Here is a 15,712-nt window from a genome sequence, read left to right as displayed (position 1 = left end):
TTTTGGCCCCCTCTTTGCCATTGACAGCACAAAAGTCCACAAAATTCGGGAAAACGGTTGAATTTTAGGGACGGGAGGGTGATACTAGGGTTGGTTGGTTCACCCAACCATCAGCGAAATTTAGGCACCGCTTACAATACTTGTAATAGTAGTATTTGATTCCTAACAAGTTAGTTGGGAACTTACATAAGCCGACTTGATCGACTATTTTTAGGAGGGATTGTGTATGGTTCAGCGCAGTATGAATCGTAACCAGCTACATGACCAGAATTTAAAGCTGGTCCTGCAGCAGATTTTTAATAACCACCCAACCTCCCGAATCGAAATTTCTCATCAACTGAACTTGAACAAATCGACGGTTTCATCGCTGTACAACACCCTGATGGCCGATGGATACCTGTCTGAGTTAGGGTTGGGGGACGCTTCGACGGCGGGGGGCCGCAAGCCAACGTTGGTCGCCATTAACCAAAGTTACGGCTACACCCTGACGTTTGACCTGGGCTACCGGCACCTGCACGCCCTGGCGACCAACCTGAACGGCCACATCTGGAAGTACGACCGTATCGACACCAAGGGCCAGAGCATCCACGACATGATCGACCAGATGACGCAGTACATCGCTCAGTTGCAAACGGACGACACCACGGCCCACGGGCTGCTGGGCATCTGCTTCTCGATTCACGGGATCGTCGACCAGAACCGGGTACAGACCTCGCCCTTTATCGACATGGACGGCATCGACCTCGAAGAAGTCTTCCACAACGCCTACCACGTGCCGGTGGTGCTGGAAAACGAAGCCAACCTCTCGGCCATCTACGAGCGGGACTTTAACGGCGCGCGGCAGCTCAATAGCACCGTGACCATCAGTATCCACCGCGGGATCGGGGCCGGGGTCATCCTGCGGCGCGACCTGTTCCGCGGGGAACACGGGGACGCCGGGGAAATCGGGCAGACCGTCTTGACGGTCACCACCGACACCACGGGCCACGTCCAACCGATTCGCGCCGAAGATATCGGCTCCGAGGACGCCATCATCCGCGCGGTCGAGGCCAAGAAGGGTCAGGACAACCTGGACCGGACGGACATCGCCCGCCTGTACCAGCAGCATGACCCGGACCTGACATTGATTTTGCAACGGGCGACTATCGCCATCAGCAGTCTGATCTACAACACCATGCGGACCCTGGATCCGGACGCGTTCTTCCTGAACTCGCCGCTGATCGAAGAGGTGCCGGACCTGCTGGACCAGATTCGGGCCGGGTACCAGCAGTTGGCCCACAATGACGTGACCATCGACCTGACGACCAACGCCCGTCTGGCCACGGTCCTGGGCGGCTGTTCGGTGATTACCCACCGGGCGTTAGGCCTGGACGGCTACGAGCTGCGCTTTGAGCGCCCCGAAACACCGGCCAACGCCTAGAACGGGACGACGTTGGCAATAGCTGGCGCTTCCGGGTCCGGAAAAATCGGTCTGGAACGGGTGGGCACGACTTCAAGCCCTGAAACCCGGTCTTGAAGCTCGGCCTTTGTCTAATCCGGCTGAAAGACGCCGACTAAGACAAATTTCACCCCTAAGCCCATTTTTCCGGACCCGCCAGCTGACGGTGACGTTGGCAATAACATCCATGATCATTTTAAAAGCCTCCTATTAATCTGGCACGGTCGTCAGTTTATATAGAAGGCTTTTTGCGTTAGCCGGCGACATTGGTAAGTGGCCTGGCTGGGGGATAGCGGCGAAGAGGGGGCATCTCCGGCCAATCAGCTCGCTGATGTGGCGTGGAGGTACGGTGACGGCTTGAGCATGCTGGGGGTGCTACTTTTAAGCAAAATGTGCAACGTGTTGCGCAGCACCGCAGGCGGATCAAGGAGCGTAAAACTTTTTTGAAGCGGCTCACGCTTACGGCGCCTAGTTAACTCCGTGAATTCGGTTACAAAAAAACGTCATTTTTTCTCGAAAACGCTTGCACCGAAATGGGTTCCGTGTATAATAGGTTTTGTAAGTTGGTTGTAACAACGAACTAACCAAAAGGAGCTAATTAAATTATGGCAGAAGAATACTGGAAAGGCGTCGACAAGATTCAATACGTCGGCCACAGCGACAAAAAATCAGGTTTAGGTTTCCAATACTACAATCCGGACGAAGTTATCGGCGGTAAGAAGATGCGCGACTGGTTACGGTTCGCCGTTGCCTACTGGCACACGTTCGACCAACGCTTAGTGGACCCATTTGGTGATGGAACCGCACAACGTCCTTACGACAAGTACACCGACCCAATGGACTTAGCCTTAGCCAAGGTTGATGCCGCATTCGAATTCTACGACAAGTTGGGTGTGGACTACCTTTGCTTCCACGACCGGGACTTAGCACCAGAAGGCGACACGTTACGTGAAACCAACAAGAATCTGGACAAGGTTGTCGACAAGATTGTTGACTACCAAAAGACGACTGGCATGAAGGTTCTCTGGAACACGTCAAACATGTTCACTAACCCACGCTTCGTCGAAGGGGCCGCAACGTCACCATACGCTGACATCTACGCTTACTGTGCCGCACAATTGAAGCACAGCTTGGAAATTGGTAAGCGGGTCGGTTCTGAAAACTATGTCTTCTGGGGTGGCCGTGAAGGGTACGAATCACTCTGGAACACGAACATGAAGGAAGAACAAGAACACGCAGCGAAGTTCTTCCACATGGCAAAGGACTACGCTAACGAAATTGGTTTCGACGCACAAATGTTGCTCGAACCAAAGCCAAAGGAACCAACCACGTTCCAATACGACTTCGACGCCGCAACCACGATCGCCTTCATGAAGGAATACGGTCTGGACAAAGACTTCAAGTTGAACTTGGAAGGGAACCACGCCAACTTGGCTGGTCACACTTACCAACACGAAATCCGCGTTGCCCGTGAAGCTGGCCTGCTGGGCTCCCTTGACGCCAACCAAGGTGACAAGTTGATCGGCTGGGATATCGATGAATACCCATCCAACTTGTACGAAACCACTTCCGCAATGTACGAAGTCGTTGAAAACGGCTCAATCGGCCCTCGCGGTGGGTTGAACTTCGATGCTAAGCCTCGTCGTTCATCCTTCGAACCAAACGACCTGTTCTACGGCCACATCGTCGGCATGGACAGCTTCGCCGCTGGTTTGCGGGTTGCCGTTGCCATGAAGGAAGACGGCTTCTTAGACCAAATCAAGAAGGACCGTTACAGCTCATACGAATCCGGCATTGGTGCCGACATCGAAAGCGGCAAGGCAGACTTCAAGTCCCTTGAAAAGTACGCTATCGACAAGCCTCAATCCGAATTGTTGGCCGCAACGCACTCCGACCACTTGGAAGAAATCAAGGACACGATCAACCACTACATCATCGACACGTTGAGCAAGTAGTCTTTGACCTTAAACAGCTAAAAACAACTAAAATGGAGGACGGACGGGCAGTCCGTTCTCCATTTTGCGTAAGACGGGCCCCGAGCGACTTCTCGGGTGCTGAAACGCCGTGGGCACACCGTGCAAGTGCACAGCAAGCGATCACCTTCGCTCCAGACGCCTTTGGACTGGTCAGTCAGGAACAGTGAATCAGAGTTTTCTCGTCGTCATCTTTTGGATTTCCAGATCAACTTACACGAATTGCTCCGAAGCGACGTGGTTGAAGCTGATTCTGGACGAGTCATGAGGTGTCGAAGAAAGCGATCGTGCTCGCGGGGTTTCAGCATCCGAGTCGTGCGGCGACCGCCCGTCATCATAGGAGGAAAACGGTTATGGGAAAGTATGTATTGGGGGTCGACCTGGGCACCAGTGCCGTCAAGGTTTCCGCCCTCGACCACAGTGGTCAGATCGTGGCCCAAGAGAGTTTCGACTACGACCTGATCCAGAAGCAACCCGGTTATAACGAACAGAATCCCGAGGACTGGGTCTCCGGGACCACGGTCGCCATCGTGCGGCTGATTTTAAACGACCACCTGGCCGCCGAGGACATCGAAGGCCTGAGCTTCTCCGGGCAGATGCACGGGATGGTCCTGCTGGACGCCAACAACAAGGTCCTGCGCCCGGCCATTCTCTGGAACGATACCCGCAGCACGCCGCAGCGGGAAGAGATCGAAGCCAAGATGGGCGACGAGTTCGTCGACATCACCCGCAACCAGCCGCTGGAAGGCTTCACACTGACCAAGCTGCTCTGGGTGAAGGAAAATGAACCCGACATCTGGAAGCAGGCCAAGACCTTCGTCTTACCGAAGGACTACGTGCGTTACCGGATGACGGGCAACCTGGCCATGGACTATTCCGACGCCACCGGGACGGTGCTGTTGGACGTGGCCAAGGGCGAGTGGAGCCAACGCATCTGTGACGTCTTCGACATCCCGATGAGCATGTGCCCACCGCTGATCAAGTCCATCGACTTGGCCGGAACGGTCACGCCGGCGTACGCTGAATTCTCCGGTTTGACCACCGCCACCAAGGTCTTTGGTGGGGCGGCCGACAACGCTGCCGGGGCGGTCGGTGCCGGGATCTTGCACCCGAACATGGTGCTGTCCAGCATCGGGACGTCCGGGGTGGTTTTGAAGTACGAAGACAACGCCGACGTCAACTACCACGGGGTCTTGCAGTTTGAAGACCACGCGATTCCGGACAAGTTCTATTCCATGGGGGTCACCCTGGCCGCCGGCTACTCGCTGAGCTGGTTCAAGAAGACCTTTGCCCCGGCCGAAGACTTCACGGACTTCGTTGCCAGTGCGGCCAAATCGACCGTCGGGGCCAACGGACTGCTCTACACGCCGTACATCGTGGGTGAACGGGCACCGTACGCCGACGCCGACATCCGGGGAAGCTTTACCGGGGTCGACGGGACCGACCAGCGCCACGACTTCGTGCGCGCCGTGCTGGAAGGCATCGTCTTCTCGTTCCGCGACCTCTTCGACATCTACGAGGAAAATGGCGGGGACTTTGACACCGTCGTTTCCATCGGTGGGGGGGCCAAGAGCCCACTCTGGTTGCAGATTCAAGCCGACATCTTTAACCGCAAGGTCGTCAGCCTGAAGAACGAACAGGGACCCGGCATGGGGGCGGCCATGATGGCGGCCACCGGTCTGGGCTGGTTCGACTCCCTGCAGGACTGCGCGGAGACCTTCGTGCACTTCGGCAAGGCCTACGAGCCAAATCCCGAGAACGTCAAGAAGTACGCGCAACTCCACAAGATCTACAAGCAGGTCTACCAACAGACCAAGTCGATCAGTGCGCAGTTGCTGGACTACCGGCGCGAAAACCTGTAATAAGAGTTATTGTCGCTCCCGGCCGCACCAAAATGGGCTGGAACGGGACGCAAAACAGGCGCTCCACGCCGGCGAGCAAGCCGGCCGAGGTGGGCACGACTCCGAAGCCCTGCAAAAAAACGCAGGTCTCCAGAGCTCGGCCTTGATGTAACCTGGCTGAGAAACACCAGGTAACATCAATTTCACCACGGCCAGCAAGTCGCCTCTGTGCCGCTTACCTAGTGTGGGATGGCTGCTAAACGGGCATCGCTGTCCAGCAGGGGTATTCGTGTGCGGCGGTGATCCGTGCGTAACCGGCAACAGGTTCCTTAGTCGGCGGTTTTAGTGCGGGTTAAAAGCGCGCTCGCCGTCGTGGAGCACAGAGAATCGACCAAGTTTTAGGCCAATTCAAGAGACATTAATCAACTAAATAGTTTGTCAAACGACCGGTTGAAAGACGATGAGACCGGCCTTTTGGCGTGCCGTCAGGGTGCTTGATGACAAATAGATGAATTTGTAAGAAAACGCTTCCAAAGAGAGGCAATCCATGCTAAACTTAGCCAAGTCGAGTTGGTTGTTACCGGCAACTAACCTGACGCCACCAACTTACACGAATCAATCTGCAAGACAACTCACCACACAGTTAGGAGTATCGCTATGCGAAAAGTATCTACCGGATTTGTTTATTTCTTTGGCGCGCTTGGCGGCTTGTTGTTTGGGTACGACACCGGGGTCATCTCCGGAGCCATCTTATTCATTCAACGCCAGATGCACCTGGGATCCTGGCAACAGGGTTGGGTCGTCAGTGCGGTCCTGTTAGGGGCCATCCTGGGGGCGGCCGTGATTGGCCCGTCCTCTGACCGCTACGGCCGGCGCAAGTTATTATTAGTTTCCGCTATTATTTTCTTTGTTGGGGCCCTGGGCTCCGCGTTCTCGCCGGAATTTTGGACGTTGATTATCTCCCGGGTCATCCTCGGGATGGCCGTGGGGGCCGCGTCAGCGCTGATTCCGACGTACCTGGCCGAATTAGCGCCCGCCGACAAACGGGGCACGGTCTCCAGTCTGTTCCAACTGATGGTCATGACCGGGATCTTCCTGGCCTACGTGACCAACTACACCTTCTCCGGGATGTACACCGGGTGGCGGTGGATGCTCGGGTTGGCCGCCGTGCCCGCCGCGCTGTTGTTCTTGGGGGGATTGATTCTGCCCGAGAGTCCACGGTACCTGGTGAAGACGGGGCATGTCGACCAGGCCAAGGCCGTGCTGGACACCATGAACCAGCACGACACGCAGGCCGTTGAGACCGAACTGAGCCAGATTCGCGAACAAGCCCAAATGAAGAGCGGCGGCTGGTCCGAACTCTTCGGGAAAATGGTGCGGCCATCCCTGATCATCGGGATTGGTTTGGCGATTTTCCAACAAGTCATGGGTTGTAACACGGTGCTCTACTACGCACCGACCATCTTTACCGACGTGGGCTTCGGGGTCTCGGCCGCGTTGATCGCCCACATCGGGATCGGGATTTTTAACGTGATTGTGACGGCCATTGCCGTGGCCATCATGGACAAGATCGACCGGAAGAAGATGTTGAACATCGGGGCCGTCGGGATGGGGATTTCCCTGTTCGTCATGAGTATCGCCATGAAGTTCTCGGCGGGGTCCTTTACCGCCGCCGTGGTCTGCGTGGTCGCCTTGACGGTCTACATCGCGTTCTTCTCCGCTACTTGGGGTCCCGTGATGTGGGTCATGATCGGGGAAGTCTTCCCGTTGAACATTCGGGGCTTAGGCAACTCCTTTGCCAGCGTGATCAACTGGTCCGCCAACATGGTGGTCTCCCTGACCTTCCCATCGTTACTGGACTTCTTCGGGACCGGGAGCCTGTTCATCGGCTACGGCGTCCTGTGCTTTCTGTCCATCTGGTTCGTGCAAAAGAAGGTCTTCGAGACCCGGAACCGCTCACTGGAAGAGATTGAAGCCACGTTACGCGACAAGGCGACGGGCCACGCGGCCGTTGCCGATACCGCTAAATAAGCATATCAACTATTTTAAGGCTGCTGGATGCAATGGGTTGCATGCGGCGGCTTTTTTTGACCGCCAAGCTGGGCCAAAGGTGGGAGGTACGTGTTCGTTACGGGGCTTTCCTGAAAAGGGACCGGTCAATAAAAATCCAGAAAGCGCTTACTCTTTCAGCTGAAAAGTGCTAAACTACTTTTAGTTGGTTGTCAGCACCAACCAACAGAAAGGCTGATTCAACCAACTTACACTTTGTCGATCAGTCATTCGAATCTAAAGGAGTTAAAAATATGCACAAAATTTCAACAGGCTTCGTGTACTTCTTCGGTGCCCTGGGTGGGTTGCTGTTCGGGTACGATACCGGGGTCATCTCCGGGGCGATCCTCTTCATTCAAAAACAAATGCACCTGGGTTCCTGGCAACAGGGCTGGGTCGTCAGTGCGGTCCTCTTAGGGGCCATCTTGGGGGCGGCCATCATCGGCCCATCCTCCGACCGGTTCGGCCGGCGTAAACTCTTACTGCTTTCCGCCATTATTTTCTTCGTCGGGGCGTTAGGCTCCGCATTCTCGCCGGAATTTTGGACGCTGATTGTTTCCCGGATCATCCTGGGGATGGCCGTCGGGGCCGCTTCGGCGTTGATTCCGACGTACCTGGCCGAATTGGCGCCCGCGGACAAACGGGGGACCGTTTCGAGCCTGTTCCAATTGATGGTCATGACCGGGATCTTCATCGCCTACGTGACCAACTACACCTTCTCCGGGATGTACACCGGCTGGCGTTGGATGCTCGGGTTCGCCGCAATCCCGGCGGCCCTGTTGTTCTTCGGTGGTCTGATTTTACCCGAAAGTCCACGGTTCCTGGTCAAGACCGGGCAGCTGGATGAGGCCCGGGCCGTGCTGGACAACATGAACCAGCATAACCAACAGGCCGTTGACCAGGAAATGACGCAGATTCAGAAGCAAGCCCAAATCGTGAGCGGCGGCTGGTCCGAACTCTTCGGCAAGACCGTTCGGCCCGCACTGGTGATTGGGATTGGCCTGGCCATTTTCCAACAAGTCATGGGCTGTAACACGGTGCTGTACTACGCGCCAACCATCTTTACCGACGTCGGCTTCGGAGTCTCCGCGGCCCTCTTAGCCCACATTGGGATCGGAATCTTTAACGTGATCGTGACGGCGGTGGCCGTGACCATCATGGACAAGATCGACCGGAAAAAGATGCTGATCATCGGGGCCATCGGGATGGGGATTTCCCTGTTCATCATGAGTTTTGCCATGAAGTTCTCCGGCGGCTCGTTCGCGGCGGCCATCGTCTGTGTCATCGCTTTGACGGTCTACATCGCGTTCTTCTCGGCCACTTGGGGTCCCGTGATGTGGGTCATGATCGGGGAAGTCTTCCCGTTGAACATCCGGGGCTTAGGAAACTCCTTTGCCAGTGTCATCAACTGGACGGCTAACATGATCGTGTCGTTGACCTTCCCGTACCTGCTGGACTACTTCGGCACCGGGAGCCTGTTCATCGGTTACGGTGTGCTGTGCTTCCTGTCCATCTGGTTCGTGCACAAGATGGTCTTCGAAACGCGGAACCGGTCGCTGGAAGACATCGAAGCCACGTTGCGGCAACGCAGCGGGGAAGCCGATGCCGCGACCACGACCGACTTCAGCACCACGCAAAAGTAGGATTCACCCGCTACTCGGCTGGACTGGGTAGCGATTAAAAAAGATAGATGCGGGCCGCTCCTGTGAGGGCGGTCCTTTCTGTTGTCATGGTTTTTAACGGGCGGCTGAGTGGGAGTCAGCGCTTCCGGGGCAGACAAAAATCGGGCTGGAACGGGGTGGGCGCGGCTGAAAGCCCAAAGAGCAGGTCTTTCAGACCGGCCTTTGTCTAAGCTGGCCCAAAACACCAGCTAAGACAAATTTCACCCCTGAGCCCATTTTTGTCTGCCCCTCCAGCTGATGCAAGCGTTGGGGGCACGTTGGGTGGTGGCCGCAACCGTCACTGTACTGGTTCGGGTTAAGCCACCGTCATCATGGAGGAGGTGGCCAACTGGTCCCGTTGAGAATGGGTCACCACACTAAGTCAGCGCAACAGAGGCGACTTGATGGTCGTGGTGAAATTGATGTTACCTGGCGTTTTTTGCCAGGTTACATCAAGGCCGAGTTCCGGAGACCCGTGGGTTTCGGGGCTTCGGCATCGTCCCACCTATACGGCCAGCTTGCTCGCCGGCGTGGAGCGGTTGTTATGATCCGTTGAAGGATTACCAGGCTTTGGGGGCTTTAGAGAGGCGGCGCGCAGGCACACATTATTACCTGGTGTAAGCGTTCTCTTAGACGGTTAACTGTGTTATGATTTAAGTAAATAAACGAGTTAGTTTTTCTTTGAACTAGTTAGGAATGGTTGGAAATAGGTCACAAATTAACAAATTGGTTAGTCCACAGTGAAGGGTGATGGATGAAATTGACTAATGATTTTGTGGCGATTCCAAGTCTGGAATCGAGTATCCGCTTGTTTGGGGGCCACATGCGCACGGTCGCAGGTGGTTGGCAGTTCTTCGGTCAGCAGCACCAGTCGTTCGAACTCATGTGCATCGTCGATGGGTACCAGAAGACGGAAATGAAGAACGTTCCACCGATGGTCTACGGGCCGGGGGAGGTGCTGATCATCTCGCCGGGGACCTGGCACGTCAACGAAAACGCCAGTCAGACGGCGCCGATGACCTACATCACGTGTCACTTCGACATGGAGAACCTGACCCTGAAGTCCGAGCTGATCAGCTACGTCGCCAACTCGGTCTACCGGGCCGACAGCGGCTTCGCCCAGATGGCGTCCGAGACCGCCCACGCCTTCATTCGCATCAGTGAGAACAAGGCCTTCACGGCGGAGGAACAACAGTTACAGCTGCAAATGGTCTTCCTGAAGTTCCTGTATGCCATCGTGCACAACGCCGATAAGTTCAAGAAGGCCGAACGAAGCTACACAGAGCGGGAGGCCCAGTTGGCCCGCTCGATGGCGACCCTGATCACCGACGACCTGAAGTCCGACCAGCCGGAACTCAGCAGTTTTGAGGACGTTTGTCGGCGGTTGACCATCAGTACCGGGTACGGCCACCGGGTCTTCCGCAAGGTCTACGGCATCACGCCGCTGCACTACCTGGAGGATAAAAAGTACGGCAAAGCCAAACTGCTCTTGGGGTCCCCGGACCACAGCGTCGAGCAGGTCTCCCACATGATCGGGGCCAAGAGCGTCTCGGCGTTTAGTAAGCAATTTAAAAAATGGTCGGGATTGACCCCCAGCAAATACCAGCAGCAAGTGCGGCAAAAGCGCAGTGTGCGGACGGTTAAGGGCAGTGGGTACTTCGAATGAAAGGCCCAATTTTTTCGTGAAAAAGGTCACGATTTGACAAAAAGGCGTCACTTCTGAATCTATCTTTTTCATGTGTAAGCGATTACACTATCTGTAGTGATTCAAACATAGCTATTACAATCATGGTCACGAGTTGTTCGGGAAGGCGCATTTCCGGGCGACACCATACTTAGAGGTTATTTTGAAGGGAGTTCATACAGATGGCTGCAAATACAGATTCAGCAACAACCAAGTCGGCAACGACAGATGAATTTGCAAAACTATCCTGGCGTGAACGAATCAGCTACGGTGCTGGGGATTTGGCGCAAAACCTGATCTTCGGAACGGTTGGTTCCATGTTACTGTTTTACCTGACCACGGTGTACGGCATCTCAGCTGCCGCCGGGGCAACGATCTTCTTAATTGTTCGGTGGGTCAACGTCTTCTGGGATCCATGGGTGGGGGCCTTCGTCGACAAGCACAACTTCCGGGCCGGCAAGTACAAGCCTTACCTGATCTACGGGGGGATTCCCCTGACGGTCATGACGGCGATGCTCTTCCTGCCGAGTGCCAGCTTACGGGGCAACGTGATGTACGCCTTTATCGCGTACCTGTTGACCGCTTTGATCTACTCGTTCGTTAACATTCCTTACGGGGCGCTGAACGCTTCCCTGACGCGGGATAACGACGAAGTTTCCACGTTGACCACGGTCCGGATGACCGAAGCCAACATTGGGAACCTGTTAGTTTACACGTTCTTGCCATTATTTGTTCAACTGGCTTCACCAAACCCAACGTCCAAGGATATCGGGATGTTCGGGATTCACCTGAACTTAGGGGATTATACATCTCCTAAGGCCGGGAAAGCGTACTTCATGGTCATGGCCATCTACATGGTCATCGGGTTCATCATGTTGATGGGGACCTACACCGGAATCAAGGAACGGGTCTTACCGACTGAAGAAGAATCCGACGCCGTTAAGTACTCCGACCTGTGGTACGAATTCAAGAACAACAAGCCGTTACAAGTTTTAGGCTTCTTCTTCCTGATTGGGTTCACCTTTATGTTCTTCGGCAACACCGTTTGGCCATTCTACATGCAATACAACATCGGCCACTCCGAATGGTTGGCTTCCATCAACCTGATCGGGTCGATCCCCGGCATCTTCTTAGTCTTCCTGTGGCCAATCGTCCGCAAGAAGATCGGGAAGAAGCAGTTCTTCTACATCTTCCTGACGCTGTTCGTCATCGGGACCTTGATTCTGTGGGTCTGGTCCTTACCAGCCTTCAAGAACGCCATCGCCTTAGGGTACATCGGTCGGTTCTTGATGCAATGGGGGATCACCGCCGCAACCGGGTACATGTGGTCCTTAGTTCCCGAAGTCGTTTCTTACGGGGAATACCACTCCAAGAAGCGGGTCGCCGGAATGATCAACGCCATCATGGGGCTGTTCTTCAAGATTGGGTTGGCCTTAGGGGGAATCATCCCTGGGTACATCAACGCCTTCTTCAAGTTTGACGGGACCAAGGCCGTTCAGAGTGCCGGCGCCTTAGCCGGAATCCAGTGGTCCATGATTTGGTTACCGATCGTCTTGGCCTTCGTGGCGATGTGGGTCATGAGCCGTTACCCATTGAGCGATGCTGAAGTGGTGCGGATCAACCAAGCCATCGAAGCCGAAAAGAAAGCGAACCAACTTTAATTGCAAACTTTAGACTGAAAGGATGCTTTTTAAGATGAAAATTCAAAATCCCGTTTTACCTGGTTTTAACGCCGACCCAAGCTTCATCCGGGTCAACAACACGTACTACATCGCCAACTCGACCTTCGAATGGTTCCCTGGCGTGCGGATTCACGAATCTCAAGACCTCGTTCATTGGAACCTGTTGCCATCACCCCTGTCCACCACGACGCTGCTGGACATGAAGGGTAACCCGTCGTCCGGTGGTATCTGGGCCCCAGACCTGTCCTATGCGGATGGTAAGTTCTGGCTGGTCTACACGGACGTGAAGGTCACCGAAGGACCGTTCAAGGACGTGCAAAACTACCTGACCACGGCGACCGACATTCACGGCCCGTGGACGGACCCCATCAAGTTGAACAACTTAGGGTTCGACGCCTCCCTGTTCCATGACCAAAACGGGCGGAAGTACCTGGTCCAACAGACCTGGGATCACCGTGAATACCGTCATCCATTTAACGGGATCACCCTGACCGAATTCGACACCAAGACCATGAAGCTCAAGCCGGAAACGGCCCGGAACATCTACAACGGCGACGACGTCAAGCTGGTCGAAGGACCGCACTTGTACCAGATCAACGGGTACTACTACCTGTTCGCCGCTGAAGGTGGGACCGTCTTCACCCACCAGGAAGTGGTCGCCCGTTCTAAGACGCTCGACAAGCTGTCCTTCGAGGGCGAACCAGATGGCCCATTCATCACCAACATGGATACGCCGGACTTCTACCTGCAAAAGCAGGGTCACGGGGCCTTGGTCGACACGCCTGAAGGTGAATGGTACTACGCATCCCTGGTTTCCCGTCCGTGGAACCACGCAACGGAATCCTCCCATGATCCACGGGGCTGGAGCACGCTGGGTCGTGAAACCTCTATTCAAAAGGTTGAATGGGACGACCAGGGCTGGCCACGAATCGTTGGCGGCCACGGTGGCCAAGTCGAAGTGGACGCACCTAAGGGGGCCATCGAGACCAAGGCACCGAAGGACCACTCCCAACACGACGACTTTGACAGCGACAAGCTGGACCTGAACTGGAACACCTTGCGGCAACCGTTTACCGAGAAGTTGGGGACGGTGGGGAACGGCAAGTTGACCTTAGTCGGGAACCACTCCTTATCCAGCACGTTCGACGTGTCGATGATTGCCCGTCGTTGGCAAGCCTTCAATTTCGATGCGGAGACCAAGGTGAAGTTTGATCCCCAACGCTACGAGAACATGGCCGGACTGGTCAACTTCTACAACGACAAGCACTACTCCTGGATCTATATCACCCGGGACGAGGAACGCGGGCCGGTGATTGAGATTGCCCAAAACGACAATAACAACTACACGTCCTTCCTGAAGGACCACGCCATTCAGATCCCAGCCGGGACCGAATACGTCTGGTTCAAGACGTTAGTGCGGAAGCAATCATACACCTACGCCTACTCCTTCGACGGTGAGGACTGGCATGAGATCCCCGTAGAACTGGATGCGGCCATCTTATCCGATGACTACGTGCTGCAAAACTACGGTGGGTTCTTTACCGGAGCCTTCGTGGGCTTAGCCGCGGTCGATTACGCGGGCTACGGCCAAACCGCCGAGTTCGATTACTTCGACTACCAAGAATTACCAGATCCTGACCGGGAGAAAGAAGTGCACCCCAACCAGGCTGGTTAATCGCGATAACATTATGAAGTAACGGGTGGACCGTTACCCGCAAAGAGCCTGGGATGCTGATCCCGGGCTCTTTTGTGGTTCGTTCGATAAATTATCAAATGATTGACCGCGCGGGGATGGCCCCGTTGGTTGCGCTTTGCACAGCGGGCTTCTATGATGAGTGCGGGATGGCGGCGCTGATTGGGATTTAGCAACGGTGGGTGAGTGCTCTGCTGGTTGATGCCAATTAGTGGAATCAGTCTTAGCGGTGGTGGACGTCCCATCATTCTTCCATCGGCTGGCATTAGATGGAGAGTAGTGGCCAGTTTACCTCGTTTAGAAGTGGTCACCACACCAGGTAAGCGCAACAGAGGCGACTTGATGGTCGTGGTGAAATTGATGTTATTCGGCGTTTTGGGCCGGATTACATCAAGACCGAGTTCCGGAGACCCATGGGTTTCGGGGCTTCGGAATCGTGTCCACCACGACCATCTTGCTCGCCGGCGTGAAGCGCCAGCTTTTACAACTGAGGATTATCACAATGAACATAGAAAGGAAATGGCAACCATGCCAAATTATCGTTGGGGCATTATCGGCCCCGGACACATTGCGGAGAACTTTTGTCAGCAGTTTCCAGCGGGGCAGACGCTGTACGGCGTCGCCAGCGCCCACTCGCCGGAAAAGGGCCAAGCGTTCGCCCAGAAATTTCAGATTCCCCACGTTTACGCCGATCACGCCGCGTTGTTGGCGGACCCGGCAATCGACGTGGTCTACATCGCCACGACCAACAACGTGCACTTTGAGAACATCCGAGCCGCGCTGTTGGCGGGCAAGCACGTCCTGGCCGAAAAACCGGTGACGCTGAACACCGCACAACTCCGAACGTTAATGGCGTTAGCGGACCAGCGTCACCTGATTTTGATGGAGGCCCAGACCATTTACCACATGCCGCTGTACGACGAACTGGCGGCCCAGGTGCGCCAGCGTCAGTTGGGGCGGTTGCGGTCGCTACACGCCTCGTTTGGCCTGCACACCTTGCCCGACAATCCCACGGGGCGGCTGTTGAACCCGCAGCTCGGGGGCGGCGGTCTGCTCGACATGGGCATCTACGCGCTGAGCTTTGCCCGGCGCCTGATGACCGCCGCGCCACAACTGGAAAAGACGGTGATGGTGCCGACCGCGACCGGCGTGGACGACATAAGTGCCACCGTCATCGCCAACGCCCACCACGAACTGGGGACGTTCACGTTCAACCTGGTGCCGAATGCGCCGGAGATTGGCTACGCCGTTTACGACCGGGGGTACTTCATCGTGGACCACTACCTGCGGCCGGAACAGGCTATCTTCGTGGACGGGGCCACCGAGGAACAAAGCGTCATCCGTGCGGGCCACACCGACCAAGCGATGGGCTACGAGGTCACCGCAATGGGCCACGCCATCGCAACGGGGGAGAACCCGACGCAGGCCTGGACACTGGACACCATGACCTTAATGACCGCGATGCGCGCGGCCTGGGGACTCAAGTATCCGGAAGAACGGGACTAGGGATCTCCATCTGCTAAACGGATGTCTATCAAGGTATTTCTGTGGCGGGCTATCACATTCTCATATAGAAGAATTAATTACGTGATAGCGGCGCGTCCATTTCAACCAGAATGGTGATGAGCTATGGGAGCGGAACAGAGGCGACTTGATGACCGTGGTGAAATTGATGTTAGCTGACGTTCTTT

The 15,712-nt window shown here is 55.4% G+C and carries 9 protein-coding genes; all 9 read left to right on the top strand.

Annotation, left to right across the window (positions count from 1 at the left end; translation table 11 throughout):
* The first annotated feature begins 226 nt into the window (after positions 1–226).
* The 9 genes from FD37_RS07265 to FD37_RS07225 all read left to right on the top strand — a co-directional run bounded on the left by FD37_RS07265 (position 227) and on the right by FD37_RS07225 (position 15,527).
* Complete coding sequence (locus tag FD37_RS07265; protein WP_056964455.1) at positions 227–1,420, top strand: ROK family protein; 1,194 nt, start codon at positions 227–229, stop codon at positions 1,418–1,420.
* Positions 1,421–2,043: 623 nt separating this feature from the next.
* The gene (xylA, locus tag FD37_RS07260) at positions 2,044–3,393 is read left to right on the top strand and encodes a xylose isomerase (RefSeq protein ID WP_045806282.1); all 1,350 of its coding nucleotides are present in this window, start codon (positions 2,044–2,046) and stop codon (positions 3,391–3,393) included.
* A 371-nt stretch (positions 3,394–3,764) separates the two neighbouring features.
* Positions 3,765–5,273: a xylulokinase gene (xylB, locus tag FD37_RS07255; RefSeq protein WP_056964454.1), complete on the top strand. Its 1,509-nt coding sequence runs from the start codon at positions 3,765–3,767 to the stop codon at positions 5,271–5,273.
* 636 nt (positions 5,274–5,909) lie between these two features.
* A complete protein-coding gene (locus FD37_RS07250) occupies positions 5,910–7,283 on the top strand; it encodes a sugar porter family MFS transporter (RefSeq protein WP_045806284.1) in 1,374 nt (457 codons plus the stop codon).
* A gap of 272 nt (positions 7,284–7,555) precedes the next feature.
* Positions 7,556–8,944: a sugar porter family MFS transporter gene (locus tag FD37_RS07245; protein ID WP_056964452.1), complete on the top strand. Its 1,389-nt coding sequence runs from the start codon at positions 7,556–7,558 to the stop codon at positions 8,942–8,944.
* A 772-nt stretch (positions 8,945–9,716) separates the two neighbouring features.
* The gene (locus FD37_RS07240) at positions 9,717–10,628 is read left to right on the top strand and encodes a helix-turn-helix domain-containing protein (protein WP_045806286.1); all 912 of its coding nucleotides are present in this window, start codon (positions 9,717–9,719) and stop codon (positions 10,626–10,628) included.
* Between the two features lie 200 nt (positions 10,629–10,828).
* Positions 10,829–12,307 carry an MFS transporter gene (locus tag FD37_RS07235; protein ID WP_056964450.1) on the top strand — a complete coding sequence of 493 codons (1,479 nt, stop codon included), beginning with the start codon at positions 10,829–10,831 and terminating at the stop codon, positions 12,305–12,307.
* A 34-nt stretch (positions 12,308–12,341) separates the two neighbouring features.
* Positions 12,342–14,003 carry a glycoside hydrolase family 43 protein gene (locus FD37_RS07230; RefSeq protein WP_056964448.1) on the top strand — a complete coding sequence of 554 codons (1,662 nt, stop codon included), beginning with the start codon at positions 12,342–12,344 and terminating at the stop codon, positions 14,001–14,003.
* A 546-nt stretch (positions 14,004–14,549) separates the two neighbouring features.
* Complete coding sequence (locus FD37_RS07225) at positions 14,550–15,527, top strand: Gfo/Idh/MocA family protein (protein ID WP_056964446.1); 978 nt, start codon at positions 14,550–14,552, stop codon at positions 15,525–15,527.
* Positions 15,528–15,712 lie beyond the last annotated feature (185 nt).

Origin of the sequence: Levilactobacillus spicheri DSM 15429 (assembly GCF_001435095.1) — a bacterium.
GTDB lineage: Bacteria > Bacillota > Bacilli > Lactobacillales > Lactobacillaceae > Levilactobacillus > Levilactobacillus spicheri.
This window is presented reverse-complemented; position numbering and strand designations above follow the sequence as displayed.

Bases quoted from the DNA above. Each gene is read 5' to 3' on its own strand.
- FD37_RS07240 (WP_045806286.1), top strand. From the start codon at position 9,717: ATGAAATTGACTAATGATTTTGTGGCGATTCCAAGTCTGGAATCGAGT.
- xylA (WP_045806282.1), top strand. From the start codon at position 2,044: ATGGCAGAAGAATACTGGAAAGGCGTCGACAAGATTCAATACGTCGGC.
- FD37_RS07225 (WP_056964446.1), top strand. From the start codon at position 14,550: ATGCCAAATTATCGTTGGGGCATTATCGGCCCCGGACACATTGCGGAG.
- FD37_RS07235 (WP_056964450.1), top strand. From the start codon at position 10,829: ATGGCTGCAAATACAGATTCAGCAACAACCAAGTCGGCAACGACAGAT.
- FD37_RS07250 (WP_045806284.1), top strand. From the start codon at position 5,910: ATGCGAAAAGTATCTACCGGATTTGTTTATTTCTTTGGCGCGCTTGGC.
- FD37_RS07265 (WP_056964455.1), top strand. From the start codon at position 227: ATGGTTCAGCGCAGTATGAATCGTAACCAGCTACATGACCAGAATTTA.
- FD37_RS07245 (WP_056964452.1), top strand. From the start codon at position 7,556: ATGCACAAAATTTCAACAGGCTTCGTGTACTTCTTCGGTGCCCTGGGT.
- FD37_RS07230 (WP_056964448.1), top strand. From the start codon at position 12,342: ATGAAAATTCAAAATCCCGTTTTACCTGGTTTTAACGCCGACCCAAGC.
- xylB (WP_056964454.1), top strand. From the start codon at position 3,765: ATGGGAAAGTATGTATTGGGGGTCGACCTGGGCACCAGTGCCGTCAAG.